Source organism: uncultured Nostoc sp. (genome assembly GCF_937863485.1).
Lineage (GTDB): Bacteria > Cyanobacteriota > Cyanobacteriia > Cyanobacteriales > Nostocaceae > Nostoc.
Map to the genome: position 1 here is coordinate 49,697 of NZ_CALMFY010000024.1, position 25,368 is coordinate 75,064.

Sequence of the window (25,368 nt, forward strand, 5' to 3'; positions counted from 1 at the left end):
CTCCATTAACAGAGAAGATTAGGGTGTTAAGAATGGAGCTAAGCGGATTCGAACCGCTGACCCCCTCAATGCCATTGAGGTGCGCTACCAACTGCGCTATAACCCCTTAAAATTCATTATACATAATCGCTTAATTATTATTACTTTGTCAAGCTTTTTATGAAAACTAAATTTTAAATATCTCCTCTAGCACTCAGCACTTTCTACGACACCCGCAACAAATAGGTCATACAGTGCCCCATTAAAAAGTAGACTACTAACATGGCAGCAGCAGCCAGAGCAACCAATGTACCAGCCAACATCAGAGAAAATTCTTTACTTTCGTAGGCTCTTTCCATTAAGTGCAGTGACCACGCCACCAGGGCGACATCAAAAAGTAAAATAGGAAGCAACATATTTTTTAATATTTGTTAATACTTGTAAAATAATATTAACACCCTTTCACGTAAGTGTGTCTAACCTAAGATAGATGTCATTAAATGCTAAATAGTCACTTAAGAGAATGTTCTTACTGGCACGTTGCGATCGCGCAGATAATTTTTGATTTCTGCTACGCTTAAATGTCCGTAATGTAACAACGATGCCAGTAATGCTGCTTCAGCTTTGCCTTCAGTTAGGGCAGTGTAGATATGTTCACAATTACCTGCACCACCAGAAGCAATGACTGGAATTTCGACAGCATCGGCAATTGCCCGTGTGATCTCGATGTCATACCCAGCTTGGGTTCCATCGGCATCCATGCTTGTGACTAGGAGTTCTCCGGCCCCCCGTTTTTCAACTTCTTGTGCCCACAATAGGGCATCTAAGCCTGTATTTTCCCTGCCACCCCGCACATACACATCCCAACCTTGATTCTCCGGGTTGTTTCTGCGTCTGGCATCAATAGCAACAACTATGCACTGATTACCAAAGCGATCGCTTGCCCGATTAATCAAGTCTGGATCACGCACCGCCGCAGAATTAATACTAACCTTATCTGCACCTGCTCTTAATAAAGCTTTAACATTTTCTAAGGATTGAATGCCACCACCCACAGTCAATGGAATAAAGACCTGTTCAGCAGTCCGGTAGACCACATCTAAAATAGTAGCTCGGTCTTCATGAGTAGCTGTAATATCCAGAAATACTAATTCATCTGCACCAGCTTCATTGTAAACCTTGGCCAGCTCTACCGGATCGCCTGCATCTTGGAGATTGACAAAGTTAACTCCTTTTACAACCCGTCCCGCCTTCACATCTAAGCACGGTAAGATTCTTTTAGATAACATAATAACTTTTGTACTTCTGGGTAATTGACCCGAATTTAAATTTTAAATTGGCGCGGGTATTTCCAAACGAAAATTTTCACACCGCTTGTTTTAAGCACGTATTGCAAAATGGGGCATTGGGCATTGGTTATTCTTTCTCCCCCTGCCTCCCCTGCCTGCCCCACCACTCCCTCATCCCTTAAAAGTAGATAGCTGAATTATGGCGATAATCTCCTCGAAAAAACAGCCTCCAGAACCCAACGGAGAACCAAAGCAGCGTCGGGAGTCGGCGAAAGCACCATCCCCAGACAACATTTTGCAGCCTGAAGCTGCTATTGATGAACAAGATCAGCAAGAAGAAGGTATTCGACCGCACCGATTTGCCGATTACATTGGGCAAAAAGATTTAAAGGATGTGTTAGATATTGCCATCAAAGCAGCCAAGTCTCGTGGTGAGGTGCTAGATCACTTGCTGCTGTATGGGCCGCCAGGATTGGGCAAAACCACAATGGCAATGATTTTAGCATCGGAAATGGGCGTAAATTACAAAATTACTAGTGCCCCAGCCCTAGAACGTCCACGCGATATTGTCGGGCTACTGGTGAACATGAAACCAGGGGATATTTTATTTGTGGATGAAATTCATCGCCTCTCGCGGATGACGGAAGAAATTCTCTATCCGGCGATGGAAGATTATCGCTTAGATATTACTATTGGTAAGGGTTCCAGCGCTCGGATCAGAAGTTTGCCGCTGTCAAAGTTTACCCTAGTAGGGGCTACAACGCGTGTGGGTGCTTTAACTTCACCACTGCGCGATCGCTTCGGTTTAATTCAAAAACTCCGATTTTACGAAGTTGACGAACTGACTAAAATTGTACTGCGAACCGCTCAATTACTCAAAACCCCCGTTACAGAAGATGGTGCCACAGAAATTGCCCGTCGTTCACGCGGAACGCCACGGATTGCCAACAGGTTACTTAAGCGAGTCCGTGATTATGCTGAGGTAAAGTTATCGGGTGAGATTAATGAAAGCGTTGCATCAGAGGCATTGCAACTATTTCAAGTAGATCCTTGCGGTTTAGATTGGACAGACCGTCAGATGCTGAGTGTCATAATTGAACAATTTAACGGTGGGCCAGTGGGGTTGGAAACAATGGCAGCAGCGACGGGTGAAGATACCCAAACAATTGAAGAGGTGTATGAACCTTACCTCATGCAGATTGGGTATTTAACTCGGACTCATCGTGGCAGGATGGCGACAAAGGCAGCATATAAGCATTTGGGATTCACGCCGCCTAATGAACAGTTGTCATTATTGTAATTATGGGAAATTGGGCATTGGCCAAACAGGGCATTGGGGATTAATTATGCTCCTCTGCTCCCCCTGCCCCATTCCCCATGTTTAAGATAGACACAGGTAAATCCAGATGATTAAGTTAATTGGTATTTTTCTCAGTCTGTTACTTGTGTTTGGCTGGGGTACTCCAGTCATGGCACAATCTCAACCGCCCATTACTCAAGAACAATTAAAACAAGGCGATGAGTGGGCAAATCAAGCTTTTACAGCAACGAATCAAGGTGATTTTGCCACGGCTGAAACTTACTGGACAAAGATTATTGAGCAATTTCCCACTAATGCGGGGGCGTGGAGTAACCGAGGAAATTCGCGGGTGAGTCAGAACAAATTACCAGAGGCGCTGGCAGATTATAACAAAGCCATAGAATTAGCGCCAAATGTCACCGATCCATATTTGAATCGGGGTGCGGCGTTGGAAGGATTGGGAAAATGGGACGATGCGATCGCAGATTATAATCATGTCCTAAAACTCGATCCTCAGGATGCAATGGCGTACAATAATCGCGGTAATGCCACAGCAGGTTTAGGAAAATGGTCAGATGCGATCGCAGATTACAAAAAATCTAATGAGATTGCTCCGAATTTTGCCTTTGCCCGTGCTAACTACGCCCTCGCTCTTTATGAAACTGGTCAAATAGACCAAGCAATCCGGGAAATGCGGAATATTGTCCGTAAATATCCCAAGTTTGCCGATATGCGTGCCGCTCTCACAGCTGCCTACTGGGTAAATGGAGAACAAGGGGAAGCCGAAAGTAATTGGGTAGCGGCTTATGGACTGGATAGCCGTTATAAGGACATCAACTGGGTAACAAATATCCGCCGTTGGCCGCCCAGTATGGTATCAGCTTTAGATAAGTTTTTGAAAATCAAGTAGCCAAGTTTAACTCAACAAAAATTCTTTTCTTTACTGCTATGTACCTGTTTTCTGGTATACATCATTGTAAATAAACAGAAGCAAGAACTATGACTCATTTTGGGCTGATCTGTCCAGCAACAACCGGACATCTCAACACTATGCTCCCCTTGGGTAAAGAACTCCAAAAGCGGGGTCATCGGGTCACTTTATTGGGTAGACTTGATGCTAAATCCAAGACACTGGCGGCAGAGTTAGAATTCCGGGCTATTGGTGGATTTGAATATCCTACAGGAGCAATGGCAGAATCCTTAGCTGAGTTAGGGAAGTTAAGTGGACTCGCTGCATTGCAATATACCGTCAATCTGCTCAAGCAAGGGGCAGATGTTATGCTCAGGGATGCACCACCAGCAATTAAAGAAGCGGGTGTGGATGCACTTTTAGTAGATCAGATAATGCCAGAGGGCGGAACTGTTGCAGAATTTTTAGGACTTCCCTTTATTACCATTTGCAGTGCTGTAGTACTTAATCGAGAAGAGGGTGTTCCGCCGTTTATAACAAACTGGGGCTATAACCGAGCTTGGTGGGCACAACTGCGTAACAGAGTGGGTTATAGGTTGTTGGATCGCATCGGCAAACCAATTAGAGAGGTAATAGCTGACTATCGCCGAGAGTGGAACTTACCCCGACACTTCAGTGCCAATGAAAACTATTCCCCACTAGCTCAAATTAGTCAACAGCCTGCCCAATTGGAATTTCCCAGGCAATATTTGCCCCAGTGGTTCCATTTCACAGGCCCTTATCATAGTCCAACTGGTCGGGAAGTTCCTGATTTCCCGTTAGAAAAGTTAACTGGGCAACCCTTAATTTACGCTTCAATGGGGACTGTCCAAAATCGCCTATTGGGAGTTTTCAAATCTATTGCTGAAGCTTGTAATGATTTGGATGCCCAACTAGTGATTTCATTAGGTGGTTCTGCAAGTCCAGAATCTCTGGGAAGTTTACCGGGAAATCCGCTGGTTGTTGGTTATGCACCCCAATTGAAATTGCTGCAAAAAGCAACTCTCACCATTACCCACGCGGGTATGAATACTACTTTAGAGTCCCTAAATAATGGGGTACCAATGGTTGCCATTCCCGTTGCTAATGATCAACCAGGAATAGCAGCGCGTGTAGCTTGGGCTGGGGCTGGTGAAGCTGTACCCCTGAGTCGTGTGAATGTTCCGAAGCTACGAGCCGCTATCCAAAAGGTGTTGACGGAAGATTCTTATAAACAAAATGCTTTGAGACTACAAGAGGCGATTCAAAAAGCAGGGGGTGTGAGTCGAGCCATTGATATTGTCGAACAGGTCGTTGCTACAGGAAAGCCTGTGCTTTCTGATGCTAAATGATTAGCGAATTTTTTCTTTGTTTTATTAAATTGGGGATTTATTATATATGACGGCTTTAACTCCTGAAACTATACTTCCCAATGGGATGAAAATATTTTATTTGCGAGAACAAGAAGTACCGACTCTTTACGAACAAATCCAGGAATACTTCAAAAATGGGATCGAGTTACACGAAGGTGATACTGTCTTTGATGTGGGAGCCAACATTGGTTTATTTACACTCTGGGTATATCAGCTATGTAATCAAAATGTTAATGTCTATGCGTTCGAGCCTATCCCAGCTATTTTTGATGTGTTGCACGCTAATGCCCAACGTGTTGATCCAGAAAAACTCAGAGTATTTCCCTGTGGACTTTCAAAGGAGGCAAAGATGATGACCTTTGCTTACTATCCCAACGCTACACCTTTATCTAACGCATACCCAGAAGGCTTAAAGGAGGATCGAGAGCAATTAAAGAAGACTGTCCTGAAAAATCTCAAAGATGCTCCTCCATTTATTCGTTGGCTCCGTTGGCTTCCTCCATTTCTAAAGTCGTTTATTCTCGACCTGAGATTAGAAGAAGCTTTTCAAATAGAGCCAGTCAATTGCCAGTTGAGAACCATATCAGATATCGTTCGCAATCATAATATTCAGCAGATTGATTTGCTGAAAGTGGATGTGGAGAAAAGCGAGCTAGATGTACTGTTGGGCATAGAAGAACCGGATTGGCAAATAATCAAGCAAGTGGTTATTGAAGTTCATGATTTTGATAGCAGAGTTGAAAAGATTACAACTTTACTAAAAGAACACGGATTAAGCAAAATTACAATTGAGCAGGAACCTATTTTCAAGGGTTCCAAGATTTTTAATCTGTATGCCTTGCGGTAACAGCTTGATAATCATTGGCTCACCCCAATAATCCTGAAACCTGTTGAAACCTAAACATGCAAATGTGATGGGATACGATCCGTAGTTTACCGCCGCAGGCATCGCTCCAACCCTATCTCATCCCATTTTCACACTCTTCACAAGAAACTAGAGCTAGTCTCTCGAACTGCCTGATTTTGCTGGTGTCTCCCAGTCACCACCATCTGCACACCACCTGGTGGGCTAAGTAGAAAACCCTTACGCACTGGCTGCACTGGTTTGCTATCAGCCAGTTCCATCTGCCAGCGAGACAGCACTGTTGCCAAAACCACCTTCATCTCAAACAGCGCAAACGCCATTCCAATACAGCGACGATTCCCGCCACCAAAGGGCAAATACTCAGAAGAGGTAAATTGCCGTTCCAGAAAACGCTCTGGTTTAAATTGCTTCGGCTGGGGATATAAATCTTCTCGATGATGGGTCAGATAAATGCAAGGAATCACCAAATTACCAGCATTTAACTGATAACCCATGATTTCTAGGGGGGATTTTACCAAACGATTTAATGCCAACATTACCACTGGATACAGGCGCAGAGTTTCCGAACAAACAGCACTCAAATAGGGCGATCGCAAAATAGCATTTGGATCAGGGTTTTCGCCCAGGCTATCTAGTTCTTGCAGTAGTTTTTCACGCACCTGTGGCAAATGGTGAATCCAGTAGAAAGCCCATGCTAAGGAAGTCGCCGTAGTTTCGTGACCTGCCGCCAACAGGGTAATTAACTCATCGCGTAACTCTACATCAGTCATCGACTGCCCTTGTTCATCACGAGCTGCCATCATCAAAGATAGGATATCAGTCCGAGATGGGTCAGGTTGCTCTTTGCGATCGCGAATCTCAGCATATATGAGTTCATCAACTTGCTGTCGTAAATCCAGGAATATTCCCCAAGGACTCCAAGAACCTAAATCTCGTTGCAGTGATGGGAAAACAAGCATCATTCCTGTAACGAAAGGTTGCTTTGGATTCAGAATTTTCAGCAGCACTTCCTTGAGTTTTTCATAACGTGGCCCATCTGTTAGACCAAATACAGCTTTCAAAATCACCTCTAAGGAGATTGCTTGCATAGATGGCAGAACTGAAAAGGATTCCCCAACTGTCCATTGACTAATCACTTGCTCTGTGATCTCACGGGTTAACTGACCATAAGCCAGCATTCTTTCTCCATGAAAAGGGGGTGTCAACAACTTTCGTTGGCGCTGGTGAGGCTTACCTTCTAGAGCTAGTAGTGATTGTCGTCCTAATAAAGGCGATTTAATCCCTGCTGGCTCACCAGAGTCTAGCTGTTTTGGATCTATGGTGAAAATCTGCTGAATCGCTTTAGGATTACTAATGAATACTTGAGGAGTAAAAACTGGGCCAATCCGGAGAGTGAAGATATCACCATAGCGTTTAGCACAGGCTTCCATATATTCTAAGGGATTAGTAAGCCACTGATACGTCTGTACCCAAGGATGAGTTTGGGGACCGTTAGGCAGTTTAAGTGCAGACATTTTTATTAATCTCCCAATTATTCAAGCAAGATTGTTATCAGCCAGTCATTCATGCACCTGTAGCTTGATTGATCTTAATACAACATTTTATTAATTCGTAGCAAATTAAATTTGACAATACCTTGCAATGCCAATGCGTCGGCTGCATTGTTAATGCGTCCCGATACAATGCCAATGCCTCGGCTGCATATGTTAATGCATCCGGATACAATGCCGATGTGTCGGCTGCATGTGTTAATGTGTTCCAATACAATGCCAATGCGTTGGCTGCATTGTTAATGCGTTCCAATACAATGCCAATGCGTCGGCCGCAATGTTAATGCGTTCCCCTGGATTAAAAACGCCACGATTTTACGCTAAGTTGTATTTAGAACACAGATCAGGCAGATGAACTTACCAATTTCTGAATCTGCCTTGGTGTCAATTCTTGCACATTACTTAAAACTACCACTGCTCCTGCTGCTAGCAGTGTCTTACCATAAGCATCACCACGGGCTGCTGTTTCCTGTACATGGGGCGGTAAAACCCCTACACCAATCCAAATGCGAGAAGAATCTAAAGCCTGTGCTTTCTCGACAGTATACATATCTGCTACCGTATCTCCCACATACACGATCGCTAATCTTTGCTCAATTCCATTATCTAATTGACGAACTGTGGCAAAAAGTCCAGTGGGGTCAGGTTTACCTGGTGCATCTTCCATCGCAATCAACACAGGAGATTGTAAGCCCAGGCGTTTTTCTAAAATATAGTTAGCGGAAGTACGAGTCGCACCGCTAAAAAATCCCCAAGCAATCCCAGCTTGGGTAAGTTGCTCTAAATAGCTTGGTTGTAATAATAAGGGTTCATTACAGATATACCCCGTTAAATTGTTGGGGTCTGGGCCACGGTAACGGCATTGAAAAAAAGCAACGATCGCATTGTAATCTAGTTGCAGTTGCTCGCGGGTCTGTTCTTGGGTTTCAAAGTAGCGGTAAATTAATTCTTGCGATGCTTCCCAATCGTTATTCCATACACCTTCAGACTTTAGTTGGTCAATATCTAGTGGTGTTGGACGATATGCTTGGGTAGTAAAATATTCTACGGTATCTGCGATCGCTCGACGATAGGAACCGCTAACATCGCGCACAACGCCATCAATATCGAAAACAACAATCGCTTTTGCTGAGGATTTTTCAGTCATGGCAGGGATAAATTTGGGCGAGGAGCATAAAAAAGTTTAACCCCATTATGGATGCTCAGTAGTTTAATTTTTCAACCTCAGCTAAAAAATCGGGGTCGAGGGCTTGCTCTGGCGAGTCATAAGCATCTGTAGTTAGCGCCGACTACACCTTATGCTAGCCATTCTCTAATCACCAAAACAGTGCTGAATAAAAAGTAAAATGATTAAGGCTTAGGCATCAAATCAGTTCCGAGTAGTGAGTGCTAAATGGGAAGATTCATAAGTAATACTTTTTACCGAGTACTCCATTGTGTCCTTACTTCAATCCCCCGTTTCGCTCTCTTGGTAACCCAGCACTCCCGAATGTTTGGTTATTTGATAGAGTATTGCGTTAAAATAAGCGATCGCTATCCTAGTTAAGTAATGCCTGGAAATTCCCGGAGGTGTGATTGACCAAGTTTATTTTGAAAATTTTGTGGTTAGACGAAAACGTTGCTCTAGCAGTCGATCAAATTGTAGGCAAAGGCACAAGTCCTTTGACTAAGTACTTTTTTTGGCCCAGAAATGATGCCTGGGAAGAGTTAAAAAAGGAATTAGAGGCCAAACATTGGATTACTGACCTGGATCGTGTCGAGTTGCTTAATAAAGCGACAGAAGTGATTAACTACTGGCAAGAGGAAGGTAGAAACCGTCCAATGGCAGAAGCTCAGTTGAAATTTCCAGAAGTTGCCTTCACAGGTAGCGCTTGATATTACAATATTAGCGATTGTGCTGTTCTACAAACTGCCACAGTTTGATAGTTTTGTCCCTGCTACCACTTGCAATTAATTGTCTAACTTTGCTCACAGCAACAGCAGATACTGAGTCTACATGACCAGAGAGAGTAACAATCTCTTCTGCTGTGCTTACCCTCCAAAGTTTAACTGTTTTGTCGCAACTTGCACTTAGGAGCGTTTCGCCATCGGCAGTAAAAGCCACAGCCACCACAGACCAAGAATGGCCTACAAGTGTGCAAATTAGCTGACCAGTGTTTACCTCCCACAATTTAATAGTGTTATCATCACTACCCGTCGCCAAAATTTTCCCATCAGGACTAAAAGCGACTGTCAAAACCGCCCATGCATGACCCGAAAGGATGCCTAACAAGCTATAGCATGGGCGGTTTTGAAATTCTTTGTGGGAACTTTCTAATGCAGGTATCTGCCACAGACGAATTGTTCTGTCATAACTAGCGCTGGCTAAAAGCTGTCCTTGAGGACTAAATGCCACTGAATTTACTTGTAATTTATGTCCAGTCATCGTGCAAATTTCAGTGCCAGTATTTACATCCCAGAGTTTGATTGTCTTATCCCAGCTACCACTAGCGAGAATCTCGCCATTTGGACTGAAAGCAACTGATTTCACAGCGTGTGAGTGTCCCAAGAGGGTGCAGATTTCCGCTAATGTCTCAATCTGCCACAATTTGATAGTTTTATCATCGCTAGCAGTTGCCAGAATTTTCCCATCAGGACTGAAGGCAACTGATTTTACAGCTTGAGAATGTCCTGATAAGCTAGCTAGGACTTTTTTGGTATTTAAATCCCACAATTTGACGATTTTATGATCACTAGCACTGGCTAAAGTGTTACTGTCAGGACTGATGGCAAGGGCATTCAGACTACTCAATCTCCCAGAATGCTCAGTTAGGGTATGCAAGCATCGCCAAGGAGGATTTGGTAATTTAAAATTTTGAGTTTTACATTCCATACCCATTGCTTGCATAACTTCATCAGCTGATTGAAAACGACGGTTAACAGCATTTTGCAGCAGCTTGTCGAGAATTTGCGCCAGGCGATCGCTTACCTTAGTAGTAAGATATTGTTGCCAGACCCAACAATCATTTGCAATATCAAATAAATCAAAGGGCGGAATCTGGGTAAGTAAGTAAATACAAGTAATACCTAAGCTATATAAGTCACTAGCAAAAACCGCTTTTCCTCTAGCTTGTTCTGGTGCAGCATATTCTGGACTGCCAATACTGGTTTGTGATATTAGCCGATCAATTTCTGTGACGATTTTCGCAGTGCTAAAATCGACTATGACTAAATCCCCTTTCTTGGTAATTGGGGATCTACGAATGATATTGTGGGGTTTAATATCGCGGTGAATGATGTTGCGATCGCTAATAAACTGAAAAACTGGCAACACATCTTCTAAAAGTTGCCAAATCTGAGTTTCATTAAAAGCCCCTTCCTCCTCAACCACCTGAGCTAAATTAGTGCCTGCAATAAACTCCTGCACTAAATAAAAATACTCGTTCTGCTGAAAATAAGCCAGTAAAGCCGGAATTTGGGGATGCTTTCCTAATTCTTCTAGCTGTTGTGCCTTTTGCTGAAAACTTTTAGATGTTTCGGATTCTGGCGATAATTCTTGAATGACGCAAGGAACTGGAGAAAACTGACCCTCATCTACAGCGAGGAAGGTTTTACAGAATCCCCCTTTACCAATCTGCTTCATTAAACGATAACGTTCTTGTAAAAGCAAAACTTTCCTTTCAGTTAAATCGGCGGTTAGAAACCGCGTCTATAGAGGCAAAACCCACCTCCGTGGGTTTCAAACCCTTAATTTCTTCTTAGTCCGCGGAGGCGGCCTACCCTTCTCTACGAGAGGCTGCGCCAACGGGAACGCCTGCCGTAGGATGCCCGTACCACTTCCCTACGGGACGCTCCGCGAACGTGGAAGCAAGCTACGCGTAGCGTCTCCCTAAGGAAAAGGGCTGTAGGGCGAACGTTTGTATAGCCGCGAATTCTATTCGCCCTGGCTCTAAGTTGACACGTATGGACAGATGTGCTGTCCTACTGGATGTTACTTATCCGCCGGGAAATTCACAATTATAGGTGGAAGACCATTTTCTGCGGTTGGTTGGGCTTTGGTAACTACTGGTTGGGGATGCAAAGGTGTTGGTGTCAATTCACCCTTACCAGTTTGATTCCATAAAATCATCGATAGTAGCCCATCTACTAAACCATTATTGCTGCCATTACTGCCAACTAAGACATCTGGAATCAAGCGGACATTGCGATCGCCTATAATCTGCATTAGTTGCATTGCTGTATAACCTTGTGATCCTAAAGCTTCCACGCCAGCACTGTAGGTTTCAGCTTTGGCGTTACCCGTAGCCCGAATCCCTTCAGCCTCAGCAATTGTCCGGAGTTTTGTCCCCTCAGCTTCACCGTTCGCCTCTTTGATTTGGGCTTGGGCTTTTAAGTCAGCAATATGTACACTCTGCTCTGATTTCACCATTTCTTGCTGGATATCAGCGAGTGCCGTTTCCCGGACAAGTTGCTGCCGTTGGGTTTGCGCCATCTGCTGCACTTCATAAGTCTTGCGTTCTTCTTCGGCAATTTTCCGGTCTGTCTGTGTCTGCATTAATGATGCTGGTGGCAAAATATCACCAATGAGAGTATCGATCGCTTGCACGTCATAAGCCCGCAATGCTGTTTTAATATACTCAGCAGCCTCAGATTGTCGCTCACTCCGAGCAGTGAGAAAGTCTAGTACAGTATAGTCTTGGGCTGAGTTACGGAAATAATTTCCGATGGTCGGTTCCAATACATGGTCTACCAGATTTTGCATTGCACCAACGCGAGAAATTACCTTCGGGGCATCTAAAGCACCCACATGGATAATTTGTGCTACTTCCAAATCAAAGGCAAAGCCATCACGCGATCGCACAGTTAAAGAGGCTAGTTGAGCATCATAGCTGTGGCGTTCGGTGCGGTCTGACCAATTTAATACTATGTTAGTCGTTGGCACCAGTTCCATGTTCATGATCCGAGAATTAATCGGGTGCTTGCCAGGATACAGCGGTTCGACCCACACACCCTTGTGTCCAGGATTCACCAAGTTACCGTGGGTGAAAGCTGCACCGCTGACATCTTGATGTGCCTTACCCACGAAAGAAATCACCACACCTACATACCCAATAGGAATTTCTGTCATCGGCACTTGCTCAACCTGGACAAACCAAGGATTCAAGTTCCAAGAACCAGAAAGCAAAGTCTGCTCTTGTAAGCCTCGCCGCCCACCGCCATCAATAAATTTCTGACCATTTTGGAAGTTGTCGTGTCCGTCAATTATCGGCCCTGCGAGTTCACCAGCAGAAATTGGTACACCATCTAAGGTAGTGACAATGCCAACTTTGTCAGATGCCAGACTGTAAACCCGCAACTGTTCTGGAGTCATGCCATGAGTGCTGGCATTTGCTGCCATGATGACTTTAAAAAGGGCAGTATTAATCCGGTACGTACCTGCGGTGAGAAAACCCATCTGCCGCCCTTTTTCTCCACCTTCGGTGAGGAATTTTCGAGCATCTTGGAAGTTGTCACAACTGACAATTTTACCCAAAATCCGCTCTGGTGGATTGGATGCTCCATCTGCCGCCACAATCAAAGCGATTTCCCCTTGGGGAACGACAACTACTGGCTCTTTCTTTACAGAATACTGCCAAGGCCAATAGCCCCAGTGCCAACCAGGAGCTAAAGTATCTGCCTGCAAGCCAGCTTCCCCGTTGAGGGCAATCAAACTGCCGGCGGGGAGTCCGCGCCCGGAAAGGGTAAATTTCCTCACCACAATGCCGACTTCACGTTCTCCAATAACCACCAGTCCACCAAAGAACAGGGGGACGAATATGACTAAACCGCTGACAAGTAGAATGGGAACCAGTACAACAGGATTAATTCCAGCAGCTTGATATAGAGTCCTGCTAATTGGTAACTGGGCAATATTTGGTTTGGTCTGATTTAGCTGGACTGATACCGAAGTTATTTCTTTTGCAGTAGTTGTTTTTACAGAAGTAGCATTGGCAGAATGAACACTACTAGCCATCGCCAATGTTGCGACGATAGATGCTGCAAAACGAGCTATCTTATTTTGTTTACGAGTATCAAGCAAAGATGAAAAGCTTTTCATAACTTGTGCCCATTTGGGCAACTAATTAGTTAATTTAACACTTCACCAAGGCTTGCCTCGATTTCTTAAACTTGGCGTAATTTTTTTAAAATTTAATAAATATCTTGTAGGTTGAACATTGCCCAACCTACAAAGTTGAAATAGAAAGTTAAATTAGACCAAACCGCCAGCCGCTTGAAACCGAGCGCGGGCCCGTTTGAAGCCTTGAGTTGCCTGGATTTGGGCTTGGCGATCATCTGCTGACACTTGACTTAGACGCGCTTCTGCTTGGTTGTAAGCAGCACGGGCTTCCTCAAGGTTAATTTTGTCGCCACGTTCAGCGCCGTTAACCAGAATTGTCACTTCATTTTCTTCGACTTCCGCAAAGCCACCCAAAAGAGCGATCGCTTGCCAATTTTCATTTTTAGCAGCACGGACTCGCATTACACCAGTATCCAAGGCGGTCAAAAGTGGTGCATGTCCAGTGAGGATACCTAGTTGACCAGTAGTGCTAGGTAAAACAACTTCTTCAGCTGGGGCATCCCATACTGTTTTATCTGGGGAAATTACGCGAACGGTTAATGTCATTTGTCTTTTGTCCTTTGTCTTCTGTCCTCTGTCTTTTGCCACTAGTCATTAGCGATCGCACTAATGACTAATGTACAGACACGATTAATCGCGTCTGTGACTAATGACTAACCTTTGATTTTGTCAGCTTTGGCGATCGCTTCGTTAATATCGCCCACCAAGTAGAAAGCCTGTTCTGGCAGAGCATCCAACTCACCAGACAGAATCTTCTGGAAGCCTTTGATGGTATCTTCCAACTTCACGTACTTACCAGGAGAACCGGTGAATACTTCTGCCACAAAGAACGGCTGGGACAAGAAGCGCTCAACCTTCCGCGCCCGCGCCACAATCAGACGGTCTTCTTCAGACAATTCATCTAGACCGAGAATGGCGATAATGTCTTGGAGTTCTTTATAACGTTGCAGAGTTGACTGCACCGCACGCGCAGTATTGTAGTGTTCGTCACCGACAATGTTGGGCTGGAGCATGGTGGAAGTTGAACCAAGGGGGTCAACTGCGGGATAAATTCCCTTAGATGCCAAACCGCGAGACAGCACTGTTGTACCATCCAAGTGGGCGAAGGTGGTAGCAGGTGCGGGGTCTGTGAGGTCATCCGCAGGTACGTACACTGCCTGAATGGAGGTAATCGAACCCTCTGTAGTTGAGGTAATCCGCTCTTGTAGTTCACCCACGTCGGTTCCCAATGTGGGCTGATATCCTACCGCTGAGGGCATCCGACCCAGTAGTGCCGACACTTCCGAACCTGCTTGCACAAACCGGAAGATATTATCAATAAATAGCAGCACATCCTGCTTGTTCACATCCCGGAAGTACTCTGCTACTGTTAATCCCGAAAGACCAACCCGCATTCTCGCTCCGGGTGGTTCGTTCATTTGACCGTAGACTAGAGCAATTTTTGATTCGTTGAGGTTCTCGTTATTGATAACCCCAGACTCAATCATTTCGTTGTAGAGGTCATTGCCTTCACGGGTGCGCTCACCCACGCCAGCAAATACGGATACTCCACCATGCTGGGTAGCAATGTTGTTGATCAACTCCATCATGATCACGGTCTTACCAACACCAGCACCGCCGAACAGACCAATCTTACCGCCGCGTCGATAGGGAGTCAGAAGGTCAACAACTTTAATCCCAGTCTCGAACACCGAAGGTTTGGTTTCCAGGTCAGTGAATTTGGGAGCAGAGCGGTGGATGGGTAAACTTGCCTCAGCATTTACAGGGCCCCTGTTGTCCACAGGTTCGCCAAGGACGTTGAAAATCCGACCCAAAGTGGCTTTCCCAACTGGTACGTTGATGGGAGCGCCTGTATCGGTGACTTCCAAACCGCGCACTAAGCCTTCGGTGGAACTCATTGCAACAGTCCGCACCTGGTTGTCGCCCAGCAGTTGCTGTACTTCAACGGTGAGGTTGATTTCCTGTCCAGCTTCGTTGGTGCCAACAATTTTCAAAGCGTTGAAGATTTGTGGCAATTTCCCGCCGGGAAATTTAACGTCTACAACTGGACCAATGATTTGAGTAATGTAACCAATGTTTGTTTTTTCTGCGGTTGTGACCATGCTGCGCCTAATGATTGAAGCTAGATTTCAGATAAGGTCGGAGAAGACATAAAATTAAGCAATGTCACCTTTCACTGTAGCACCGCAAGGGGACACAACTCCCTTAGTAATTCCTTAAAAAGAAGGTTGACTTTTTTGGCTGCAACCCTCATCCTGACAAGCTCGCCTAGACGAGTGGATGCTTTTTCTTTATCCAGTTAACACCCTAGCTATTCACCAAGCTGATTTTTCAGATGCGATCGCCCTACAGCCCAAAGGGCATCCTACGGCAGGCGATGGCTCCGCCATCGCTTTGGTTGAAGCCGCTTAAATAGCGGCAATTTCCCCTAAAGATTGTACAACCGTTATGCGTGTCAACACAAAAAAATGCTGTGTCTGGCGATGGCATACGCGAAACTTTCAGTTAAATTGCACGTAACACCTAAATTACGACAGGTGAGGTTTCAGTCTCTCGCTGCGATCGCAGATATAAGCACTAGTGAAAATGACTCAAATTTTAAATATTGTCAGCGTATTTGCTTGTTTAATGCATATTGGGGAAGCTCAAATAAAAAATCTGCTGTTCCTGACGATCGCAGAAAGAGCAGTGGCGTACCATTTCATTCAAATAGCTAATACACATATTCTCAATACTATTTCGGAATCTAAGCAATCAATAATTACTAAGAGACCATTTATAAAGTAAATCAAAAGTTAGGGTGTGTTACGGCTTTAGCCTAACGGGCACAGCAGGTATCAAAAATGAAGGTGAGAAGAAATTTAGGCTTTCACGGCAGCTTTTTGTAGCTGTTTGCGCTTGCAAAGGGAAGTAGCGCTGAAAGCACCGAAGGCTAGGACACCGATTATGGAAGTAGGTTCAGGAACAGAGGTGGTCTTAGTCAATTTCACGTTATCCAGCAATAGTCCAATATTATCTCCACCAAGCCCATCAAAAGCCAATTTGGCGTTTGTAGCTGAGGTGACTGTAATGTTTTGAGTATAGGTTGTAAAGTTCTGGGCCGATGGCAGTGTAAATTTTTTGTTAAACAGGCTACCCAACGATACGTTCACAGAGTTGTCACCGTTATTTCTTTGGTCACCAGCCAACTGGAAAGTTAAATTGAGGATGTCACCTACGTCAAACGTGAATGCTGCTTTAGATTCAAGTTTGCCAGCCATTAATGATGAGCCATCTGTATCTACGTATAGCCCGTTGCCTGGCAAGTAGTTATAAAAATTATTACTACCAATCAGGTCAACTGTTCCATCTGTAACATTCCATTTGGCAAAATTGTTATAATTTAACACCCCGGTGCCGCCATTTTCGGTGTCAAAATTGTCTTCTAGAAGAACTACGGATGCAGCTCTAGCAGAAGCTGATGTTGCAATTCCAATTGCAGTAAAAGCTGCGATCGCTATGCTGATTTTGCTTAAACGTTTTAAAACGGTTGATGTCGTCATCCGAATCACTTTATTTACTTGTTGTGTACCTATTAAATAGCTTAATGGTTAATTTATTTGTTGAAGAGAAAATATGCGTATAAATACGTAAGCTTTAAATTATGAATTTGATTAAATAGTAGTAAAAACTGAGTTAACTTCGGGCTTAAATAGATATTTGTTAGCAAATACATAGACGAAAAATGTTAAAGTTAGGATGTTTTTTTATATCAGCTTTATACTACTCCTGTACCCATAAAGTTTGATTCAAGCGAAAAATCCAAAGCTGCGTAAGTTTGGGAAATACTACAACCAGACTTGGGGCGGCGCTCCTGATGCTACAAAATTGCGGTATGGTGTCCCCAAATGCTGATCAAAATAAAAAATTGCCGTGTCTTGCAGCGAACACGGCAGTTATAAACTTCAATCTTGGTGAATAATTTAGGCGTGAATTTCCTTAAAATAAAGGTAGACCCACTTCCGCTTCATCCTCACACTTCCACCGAGCAACAGCTTATGAATTTCTCGTCAGCACGACAATTTTTTTATCAGGAGATTCAGCAGTCTGACGAGCAGATTGACCTAGCAAAGGCAGCTTTGTATATTGCACAAGAAGAATATCCCAAGCTAGACCCAGAGGAATATCTCAACGCCCTTGATACAATGGCATGGGAACTTCAAGAACGCCTGCCTGATTCACGATATCCTTTACGGATAGTTCAAAGTATTAATCAGTATCTCTACGAGGATTTAAAGTTTTCTGGTAATAAAATTGACTATTACGACCCGCGCAACAGCTTTTTCAATGATGTAATTGACCGCCGATTGGGGATTCCCATTACCTTAGCGCTGGTTTACCTGGAGGTTGCGCGAAGGATTGATTTTCCGATGGTGGGTGTGGGGATGCCAGGACATTTCCTAATCCGCCCAGATATTCCAGATATAGAGATTTTTGTGGATGCTTTCAGTAACGGTGAAATAATATTTGCTCAAGATTGCGAAGAACGACTGTCTCAACTTTATCAGCAACCTGTGACGCTACAACCAGAATTTTTAGCTGTAGTCACTCATCGGCAATTTTTGGCCCGGATACTGACAAATTTAAAATTTATTTACCTGAAACAGCAAGAGTTAGAAAAAACACTGGCAGCAGTTGAACGAATTTTGTTGCTGTTTCCTAATTTAACTTTAGAATTGCGCGATCGCGGTTTGATCTATTATCAACTCGGTTACTATCCCCAAGCCATAGACGACTTACAAAATTATTTAGCAAAAGTTCCTGATGCCGAGGATGCATCTATGATTCGGCGGCTACTTACCGAATTGGGTAAGGATGGGTAGGGGAGTGGGGATTGACTCCTAACTCCAGACTATCGACTAATTTGCACTTCTTCTGCGACTCGTTTGAGGCGGCGCAGCTGGGATTGCATATCTTCTTTTGTCCAAGATGCAGCAAAGGTGTTAAAACCCCAACTAATTAAGGGGTTAGGGATATCGTACTCAAAGCGGTTGAGTAGAAGCGTTCCCTTTTCTGTGGGCTGACATTCCCAGCGATCGCGCCCGTGAAAAAATCCCTGAAATTCCCAGACTACCAAACCCGGTTGTCGTTCCACAACTACGCTATTCAACGTGGGTTTTAGTAGAGGAATTTGAATGATAAAACGACTTTGACTGCCGACATCGGTACTCCAAGCTTTGCCCACAGGTTCGCAACGGAGGACGGGGTTAAGCCAGCGGTGCATGAGAGCTAAATCGCTAATACAGTGCTCCACCACCGTAGCTGTTGCATTAATTTGAATCGATTGTGACAAAACTTGAGACATTCCACATCTTTGATGCTGTTGCTGCAATTAGAGTAACGCAAAATTCGCCATTGCCAGTAGATTAAATCAAATATTTGGTAACAAAGTCAAAAATTACTCTTGATATCAATGCCATAGATGTACGTTTTTACTGGTAAATTGATAGGCAAAACACTGACTCAGTGTTTGCGGCGAACATTTAAGCTTAATTCCCGAAAACCATGAATACAACTTGGCAAGGAATAACCCAGGTGATAGGAGTTGCTTTGTCCACGGGGGTGCAGCAATTTTTGGCACAATCGCCCAACCTGCAACTGGCGCAACCAGCAGTGAATCAAGGAATCGCTGATGTGCAAGGTATTGTTCAACAGTTGATTCTGTTTATACCCCGTCTGCTGGGGGCAGTGGCAATTTTGTTAGTAGGTTGGCTAATTGCAGCGATCGCAGCGGCAGTGACGCGAGGAATCCTCAATCGCACAAACATAGATAACCGCATTGCCGCAGGGATAACGGGTCGTCAAGATGTTCCCCAAGTGGAGAAATTAATCTCCAGCTTGGTCTTTTGGAGCATTATTCTGTTGACGGCAGTAGCTGTTTTACAGACATTGGATCTGGAGATAGCGTCTCGACCCCTGAATAATTTTCTGAATCAACTTATTGGCTTTTTGCCAAAGTTGGTTGGTGCGGGAATCCTTTTGGTAACCGCCTGGTTTTTGGCGACCATTGTGAAGATTATCACTGTGCGCTCATTACAGGCATTTAACCTGGATGAGCGTTTGAATCCAGAACCAGAAGACAGGGCACCCAGCCTGAATCAGGTGTCTCTGAGTCAGACGATTGGCAATGCTCTGTATTGGTTTATATTTTTACTGTTTCTCGCCCCAGTTTTAGATACTCTCGGACTACAGCAGGCTCTACAACCAGTACAAGCTCTAATTACAGAAGTTCTGCTAATTCTGCCAAACATTTTAGCGGCAATATTAATTGCTGTAGTTGGCTGGTTCATCGCTAATGTGGTGCGGCGGATTGTGACAAACTTGCTGGTGACAACTGGCATCGACCGTTTAGGTAGTCGGTTGGGATTATCTGCGACTGCCGGGGTGCAACCTTTATCGAGTATTATCGGCACAATTGTCTATGTTTTGATTTTAATTCCTGTAGCGATCGCAGCGCTGAATGCCTTGCGAATTGATGCGATATCAATACCTGCGATCGCAATGTTGCAACAGGTTCTCAACGCCCTCCCTGCCATCTTTACAGCTGTAGCAATTTTGATTGTTGCCTATTTCGTCGGGCGGTTTATTGCGGATCTGGTTACAAGTATCCTCACCAATTTAGGCTTTAATAACATTTTCACGATTTTGGGTTTGACAACACCTAGCAGACGAATCGTAGTTTCAACAGAACCAACAACCCCCCCGATTCCAAGCCGCACGCCGTCGGAAATTGCAGGCATTGTTGCCTTAGTAGGGATCATGCTGTTTGCCACGGTGGCGGCGGTGAATATCTTGAATATTCCAGCCCTGACTGCATTAGTGTCTGGGATTGTGATCATATTCGGGCGGATTTTGGCAGGATTAGTAATATTTGCCATTGGCTTATTCCTGGCAAATCTGGCTTTTAACATCATTACCAGTTCCGGCGAACGTCAAGCACAGATTTTGGGTCAAGTGGCGCGGATTGCCATCATTGCCTTAGTCTCTGCAATGGCACTGCAACAGATTGGAGTTGCCAGTGATATTGTGAATTTAGCCTTTGGACTTTTATTAGGTGCGATCGCAGTTGCTATTGCCCTAGCCTTTGGTCTTGGGGGGCGTGATATTGCACGAGAGCAAGTTCAAGAATGGCTAAACTCTTTCAAAGGTAGAAACTAAAAGCTGATGAGGGCACAATTTCGTCTGTAAAGAAAGGAAAGTGTAGCCGTAAGCATCAATAGTGGAGAAAATCATCGGCAATTTTGCCTAAAAGGTTGAAAGTTAGAAGCTCAGAAACTCGGAGTTTGAGTATAGAACTTGACATTTCGAGTTCAGAAGCTCAAGTTCCGAGTTCAAAGGTCGAAGTTCCAAGTAAAAAGGTCGAAGTGCCGAGTAAAAAGGTCGAAGTGCCGAGTATCTACAATATTTTTGTAACTTGAAAAAATTAAATTAATAAATTTTCAAAGGGGATTTTTAGTGCCGTTAACTGCGATCGCGTTGAGGAAAGTTCTATCTCACAGTAGAGTAGGTTCATGGAACGGAGCAACTTAAATAGCTTTCTTTTAGCTTACACATAAAGTCAATTTTCACAACATCAAAGTATTGAATTATTGGTATAGCTTTTTGATTAGATGTTGGTTATTAATGTTGAGTTTTGTTCTGAAATCCAACTGACAGAGAGAGCGATCGTACTTAATGAGTCAAACTAGTCGGATAGTTTAGTTTTTTAAAGTAATATACACAACCGATATAAATTGATTACTATCTCTTTAACAATTTTGGAAGTAAATTCGTCATTAATGCTGAGGTGGTTCTCAGTTTTAGAAAGAGAAACTGGAACAAACACTCCACAGCAGAAATGAAAGGTTACTAAAACATGGATTTTATCAACCAAGCACAGAAGTTAGCAGATACGGTTAGAGATAAAGCTCAAGAAGTAGCCAACAATGTCGTAAACGGGATGGATGAGGTAGTTGATGGAATCAAAAACACTACTGCTGAGATGACTACTTCAAGTGTCCATGCAGTTAATGATTTACAAAGCTTGTCAACCATAGCAGCACAGTCAGGTTTTCAAACTGTTCAGAATGTTAGTAAAACATTTGCAGAAACTGCTGTTGGAGTTGCCGCATCTAGTATGGTTATGGCTGATGCTTTGCAAAATTTACCAAAGACAGCTGCCGAATTAGCCCAAGAGATGCCAAAGATTGCAAATAGGCTGAGATATCGTGCTGGTATCCGAGTGGGAGATTTACCTCGGTCTGATGCAGATGTCATGAAGCTTTTTGAGAAAATTCCTGGCACATCAAAACTTGGAGCCAAAGAATATACAATTCGTCAATTTCTAAGAGATAAGCACGGTAGCCACATCAATCCACGTTCCCAAGGTGGATCGAATGCTGCTGATAATATCCTTTGGGAAGTAGGTGTTGACAATCTCCGTCGAGGTGCCAAAGTAATGACTGTTGGCGAGCAGTTTTATATTCGGGTTTATAATGCGGTCGATTCTATTGTCAGCAATTCTGGAACAATCGCTAGACTTGGCATTACTGCAACGGGAACAGCTATTCTCACCCAGGTTGTAGTAACGGCAATTTCCTACTCTTTGGATCTTTATCGGGGCGATATTACTGTTGAAGAGTATAAAAATCTAATTTTTGAAGCAGCAAAGGCAGCAGGTATTGCTACACCAATTGTTTTTTTAGTCTTAGTGGCTGTATTAGCTTTATTTCCAGAATTTACAGTCATTTTGTCAGCACCAGTGGTTGTCGCAGGCTTCAATGCTTTATTTAGTATTAGTATTGCTACACCGATCATTCAATCGCTAGTTCGTCATGTCGAAGCTGGAGGTTTTGGGATAGAAGCTGCTGATGCTTACAAGAGTGCGTTTGATAGTTATGCGCTCTAAAATAAGCTGTTCCACATTATAAATTGCATAATTAGGGTGGGTGTCTCGCCCACCCGTAGCCAAAAGCGGGCTTTTCAGTCTATCTGACAAGATTGGATAATTTATTTGTTATAAATCCCTAAATAATCTATAAAATCAGGTGCAATCTTTATAGATGGCAGAATATGACAACCTTTGTAAAATCCTCGCAGAAAAATATCCCCGTGATTTTACCCGTTGGTTATTAAATCAAGAACCACGAACAATTGAAATCTTAAAAACCGAATTGAGCATCGAACCGATACGTGCTGATTCTGTGACATTTCTGCAAACAGAAAATCGGATTTTACACCTGGAATTTCAAACCACAATCAAATCCCAAAAACCAATTTCTCTGCGGATGCTAGATTACTACGTCCGATTGACACGGACATATCAAGTTCCTGTTACACAGGTAGTGATTTTCTTGCAAGAGACAAGTAACGAAATCGCTTTTACTGAAGAATATGTCAGCGAAGTTACAACCCACCGTTATCGAGTTATCCGAATGTGGGAACAAGATTCAGCACTATTTCTTAGCAATCTAGCGTTATTACCTTTAGCACCGTTAACGCGAACAGATTCAGCCTAAGCGTTATTATCGCAGGTTGCTGAAGAAATTGCTAAAATTCCAGATATCGAGACAAGACAAAATACTGCTGCTTACACGGAGATTTTAGCAGGGTTGAAGTTTGAGAAAGATTTTATTCGTCAATTATTGCGGGAAGATATTATGCAAGAATCAGTGATTTATCAGGATATTTTGCAAAAGGGAGAACAAAAAGAAGCTTTTCGCTTCTTAAATCGTCAGTTAAATCGGCGATTTGGAGAAATCGATTCCTCAATATTCGAGAGAATTCGAGTCTTATCTACTGAAGAATTGGAACAATTAGGAGAAGAATTTTTAGACTTTTCAAATATATCTGATTTAGTTACTTGGCTTGAGCAGAATACAAGTAGCTAAAATAATTTATAATTTGTAATTACGAATTAGTTAAAGCCAGCTTAGTACAGCGCGGTGGAAATAAACAATCCATTCCAAATCAACGAAACGCTTACGCTGTATTCATTTTGACTTTTGACTTTTGAACGCCAGTTGCTTCTCCTGTCGGAGACGCTGCGCGAACAAGTCGGCAGAGCCGCCCAACGCACTGGCTCCTTTTGACTTCCGCCTTGCGGTACTAGTCTCAACCTGAGAAGTAAGTGGGTGGATTGGGGGGTCTTCTAGGGATGAACATGGCTAACCAAACCTTTATTAACTTCACGTCTATGCATCACTTTTTAAGTTTTACCTTGTGGCGCAATTCATCTTTAATGCGGTTGAGAATTGAAGTCTCATCCAGGTTTGCCAAAATCCGATTAATCACTGCTTTCGGCCCATCAGGCCCCCAAGTCGCGCCATTGGCTAAATAAACTTTGGTAACTTGTCCAATCCCGTAAGAAGAAACACCAGCTACTCCCGCTTGCGTGAGTGCCACCGATATATAAGGGCCTAGCGCAGCACCTGCGGTAGCTGTTGCAGAGATACCAAGTAAAGTTTTTAATCCACTCAAGCCCAAATTTGCCAACAGTTCACTCGCACCAATTCCGCCCATACTCAGGGCGATTTTTTGTAGCAATTGTACAGCCCCGGCTTCGGTCATTGAGAAGCCATAGAGTTTAGATAAACCCAAAATCAGAGCAATATCAATGACCACACTACTGAGAATATCTACCACAGTTAAAGGATTGAGTGCGATCGCTAATGCCTTAGTCATAACAGCCTTCCAAATCAACTGATTGGCATTCTGTTCCCGAATCATCAGTTTTCGCTCTATCAACTGCTCATTTACAATGTCGGCATAAAGCATAGTATTAAGAGCAACCAAAGCTTTGCCCTCACGATGCAGAATCTCCAAGATTTTCAGCTTGAGTTCCTCGACTTGGGCATTACCTGTACGCAACTGTATGCCCCTAGTACCATCAGAACGACGAATCGCCGTCTTCACCAATGGCGATGCCGCAGCCATGACAATTTCTAGAGGTGTGAGTAATTCCCGCACCCTTTCATCCCGGATTTTGTGATAAATTGCCATCCGGTCTGCTTCTGGATACTGGTCTACTTTGTTGAACACCAGAATGATCGGTTTACCTGCTTCCCGCAACTGAGAAAGGGCCATGTATTCTAGCTTTGTCATGTCGCCAGATATCACAAACAGAATCAGATCCGCAAGTTTTGCAATCTGTTCAGCTAACATGGCACGGGTTGCACCATCTACTTCATCTAACCCAGGAGTGTCAATTAATTCCACCTGCGATTGACCTACACCAGGCAGGGTGACTCGCAGAGCACGTTCAGTTTCCCCAATCGCTTCCTCACTAATACTCCAATTAACTGTTTGTGCAGTCCGGGTGACACCGTGCAGTGGCCCAGTTTCAAATACTGTTTGCCCAACCAAAGCATTGAGTAGCGAAGACTTACCACGTCCCACCATCCCAAAAGCCGCAATCTGTACCACCATGCGGTCTAACTTCCCCAGCATGGTTTCCAAATCAGCAATTTCCGTCTCCAATCCGGTTTTCTCTTGGGGGGTGAGGTCAAGATTGGCTACCAAGTTTCGCAGCGCCGTTTGTGCTTGTTTATAATTCAGTTCCGTCTGAATATCTTCAAAACTGAAAATGGCACTATTCAATTCTTCCTCCCAGCTGAGAGAATTTGCGTCAGTGTTGGCAGAATCGCTTTGATCAGGTTCAGGCAAGGGCAATGTCGAAGTCATATCAATTTGAGATTTGAATTTTAGGATTTTTAAATTAGCCCTGTCTCTTATCCTAGTTATTTTTAACAGGGGTTTGTGGAGATAAGGGAGCAGGGGGAGCAGTGGGACACAAGAGTGGAAGTCATTCGATTTTGGATTTTGGATTTTGGATTTTGGATTGACCCCATGCATTAATGCAGGCGCTTGGATGATGAAATTTTTTGATTTATCCACGACTCTTGTCGCTTGCTCTGAACCTTTTTTTAGATTCTAGATTTTAATTTAATCCAAAATCTAAAATCTAAAAT

20 protein-coding genes, 1 tRNA gene and 1 pseudogene are annotated in these 25,368 nt (G+C 43.7%); 10 read left to right on the forward strand and 12 right to left on the reverse strand.

Going from position 1 to position 25,368, the window contains the following annotated elements:
* Positions 1-33: 33 nt before the first annotated feature.
* From Q0541_RS03850 to hisF, 3 genes are all read right to left on the reverse strand, one after another.
* A tRNA-Ala gene (locus Q0541_RS03850) sits at positions 34-106 on the reverse strand.
* A 97-nt stretch (positions 107-203) separates the two neighbouring features.
* The gene (locus Q0541_RS03855; protein WP_298905777.1) at positions 204-395 is read right to left on the reverse strand and encodes a hypothetical protein; all 192 of its coding nucleotides are present in this window, start codon (positions 393-395) and stop codon (positions 204-206) included.
* A 99-nt stretch (positions 396-494) separates the two neighbouring features.
* Positions 495-1,268, reverse strand: a complete 774-nt coding sequence (gene hisF, locus Q0541_RS03860) for an imidazole glycerol phosphate synthase subunit HisF (RefSeq protein ID WP_298905779.1) — start codon at positions 1,266-1,268, stop codon at positions 495-497.
* Positions 1,269-1,467: 199 nt separating this feature from the next.
* Here hisF and ruvB point away from each other — a divergent pair, with 199 nt between their 5' ends.
* The 4 genes from ruvB (at position 1,468) to Q0541_RS03880 (ending at position 5,716) form a co-directional block, all read left to right on the forward strand.
* Positions 1,468-2,568 (forward strand): Holliday junction branch migration DNA helicase RuvB, encoded by a 1,101-nt coding sequence (gene ruvB / locus Q0541_RS03865; protein ID WP_298905782.1) that lies wholly within the window; start codon positions 1,468-1,470, stop codon positions 2,566-2,568.
* 106 nt (positions 2,569-2,674) lie between these two features.
* Entirely contained in the window at positions 2,675-3,478 is an 804-nt protein-coding gene (locus Q0541_RS03870; protein ID WP_298905785.1) for a tetratricopeptide repeat protein, read from the forward strand.
* 89 nt (positions 3,479-3,567) lie between these two features.
* Positions 3,568-4,848: a glycosyltransferase gene (locus Q0541_RS03875; RefSeq protein ID WP_298905787.1), complete on the forward strand. Its 1,281-nt coding sequence runs from the start codon at positions 3,568-3,570 to the stop codon at positions 4,846-4,848.
* A gap of 46 nt (positions 4,849-4,894) precedes the next feature.
* Positions 4,895-5,716: an FkbM family methyltransferase gene (locus tag Q0541_RS03880; protein WP_298905789.1), complete on the forward strand. Its 822-nt coding sequence runs from the start codon at positions 4,895-4,897 to the stop codon at positions 5,714-5,716.
* Between the two features lie 137 nt (positions 5,717-5,853).
* Here Q0541_RS03880 and Q0541_RS03885 read toward each other — a convergent pair whose 3' ends face one another.
* Both Q0541_RS03885 and Q0541_RS03890 read right to left on the reverse strand, forming a co-directional pair.
* Complete coding sequence (locus tag Q0541_RS03885) at positions 5,854-7,248, reverse strand: cytochrome P450 (protein ID WP_298905792.1); 1,395 nt, start codon at positions 7,246-7,248, stop codon at positions 5,854-5,856.
* Between the two features lie 379 nt (positions 7,249-7,627).
* On the reverse strand, positions 7,628-8,431 hold the full coding sequence (locus Q0541_RS03890; protein ID WP_298905794.1) for a TIGR01548 family HAD-type hydrolase: 804 nt from the start codon (positions 8,429-8,431) through the stop codon (positions 7,628-7,630).
* 428 nt (positions 8,432-8,859) lie between these two features.
* Between Q0541_RS03890 and Q0541_RS03895 the strand changes: the two genes are divergently transcribed.
* On the forward strand, positions 8,860-9,159 hold the full coding sequence (locus Q0541_RS03895; RefSeq protein ID WP_273765874.1) for a 30S ribosomal protein PSRP-3: 300 nt from the start codon (positions 8,860-8,862) through the stop codon (positions 9,157-9,159).
* 10 nt (positions 9,160-9,169) lie between these two features.
* On the opposite strand, the gene Q0541_RS03900 is transcribed toward Q0541_RS03895, so the two are convergent.
* The 4 genes from Q0541_RS03900 to atpD all read right to left on the reverse strand — a co-directional run bounded on the left by Q0541_RS03900 (position 9,170) and on the right by atpD (position 15,483).
* Positions 9,170-10,906 carry a serine/threonine-protein kinase gene (locus Q0541_RS03900; protein ID WP_298905829.1) on the reverse strand — a complete coding sequence of 579 codons (1,737 nt, stop codon included), beginning with the start codon at positions 10,904-10,906 and terminating at the stop codon, positions 9,170-9,172.
* A 348-nt stretch (positions 10,907-11,254) separates the two neighbouring features.
* Positions 11,255-13,360 (reverse strand): SPFH domain-containing protein, encoded by a 2,106-nt coding sequence (locus Q0541_RS03905; protein WP_298905804.1) that lies wholly within the window; start codon positions 13,358-13,360, stop codon positions 11,255-11,257.
* A gap of 153 nt (positions 13,361-13,513) precedes the next feature.
* Positions 13,514-13,927 (reverse strand): ATP synthase F1 subunit epsilon, encoded by a 414-nt coding sequence (gene atpC, locus Q0541_RS03910; RefSeq protein ID WP_298905807.1) that lies wholly within the window; start codon positions 13,925-13,927, stop codon positions 13,514-13,516.
* A 107-nt stretch (positions 13,928-14,034) separates the two neighbouring features.
* Positions 14,035-15,483, reverse strand: coding sequence for a F0F1 ATP synthase subunit beta (gene atpD, locus Q0541_RS03915; protein ID WP_298905808.1), 1,449 nt, complete (start codon positions 15,481-15,483; stop codon positions 14,035-14,037).
* 178 nt (positions 15,484-15,661) lie between these two features.
* Between atpD and Q0541_RS03920 the strand changes: the two genes are divergently transcribed.
* Positions 15,662-15,793, forward strand: a complete 132-nt coding sequence (locus Q0541_RS03920) for a hypothetical protein (RefSeq protein ID WP_298905811.1) — start codon at positions 15,662-15,664, stop codon at positions 15,791-15,793.
* 449 nt (positions 15,794-16,242) lie between these two features.
* On the opposite strand, the gene Q0541_RS03925 is transcribed toward Q0541_RS03920, so the two are convergent.
* A complete protein-coding gene (locus tag Q0541_RS03925; protein WP_298905814.1) occupies positions 16,243-16,923 on the reverse strand; it encodes a PEP-CTERM sorting domain-containing protein in 681 nt (226 codons plus the stop codon).
* 495 nt (positions 16,924-17,418) lie between these two features.
* Between Q0541_RS03925 and Q0541_RS03930 the strand changes: the two genes are divergently transcribed.
* Positions 17,419-18,243 (forward strand): SirB1 family protein, encoded by an 825-nt coding sequence (locus Q0541_RS03930; protein ID WP_298905815.1) that lies wholly within the window; start codon positions 17,419-17,421, stop codon positions 18,241-18,243.
* 29 nt (positions 18,244-18,272) lie between these two features.
* Here Q0541_RS03930 and Q0541_RS03935 read toward each other — a convergent pair whose 3' ends face one another.
* Positions 18,273-18,725, reverse strand: a complete 453-nt coding sequence (locus tag Q0541_RS03935; RefSeq protein WP_298905817.1) for an SRPBCC family protein — start codon at positions 18,723-18,725, stop codon at positions 18,273-18,275.
* 200 nt (positions 18,726-18,925) lie between these two features.
* On the opposite strand from Q0541_RS03935, the gene Q0541_RS03940 reads away from it, so the two are divergent.
* The 3 genes and pseudogenes from Q0541_RS03940 to Q0541_RS03950 all read left to right on the forward strand — a co-directional run bounded on the left by Q0541_RS03940 (position 18,926) and on the right by Q0541_RS03950 (position 23,289).
* Positions 18,926-20,578 carry a mechanosensitive ion channel gene (locus tag Q0541_RS03940; RefSeq protein ID WP_298905819.1) on the forward strand — a complete coding sequence of 551 codons (1,653 nt, stop codon included), beginning with the start codon at positions 18,926-18,928 and terminating at the stop codon, positions 20,576-20,578.
* Between the two features lie 697 nt (positions 20,579-21,275).
* Positions 21,276-22,307: an HNH endonuclease gene (locus tag Q0541_RS03945; RefSeq protein ID WP_298905822.1), complete on the forward strand. Its 1,032-nt coding sequence runs from the start codon at positions 21,276-21,278 to the stop codon at positions 22,305-22,307.
* Between the two features lie 154 nt (positions 22,308-22,461).
* A pseudogene (locus Q0541_RS03950) lies at positions 22,462-23,289 on the forward strand (DUF4351 domain-containing protein).
* 310 nt (positions 23,290-23,599) lie between these two features.
* Here the strand turns inward: Q0541_RS03950 and Q0541_RS03955 are convergent.
* Positions 23,600-25,081 (reverse strand): GTP-binding protein, encoded by a 1,482-nt coding sequence (locus tag Q0541_RS03955; RefSeq protein ID WP_298905825.1) that lies wholly within the window; start codon positions 25,079-25,081, stop codon positions 23,600-23,602.
* Between the last annotated feature and the right edge of the window lie 287 nt (positions 25,082-25,368).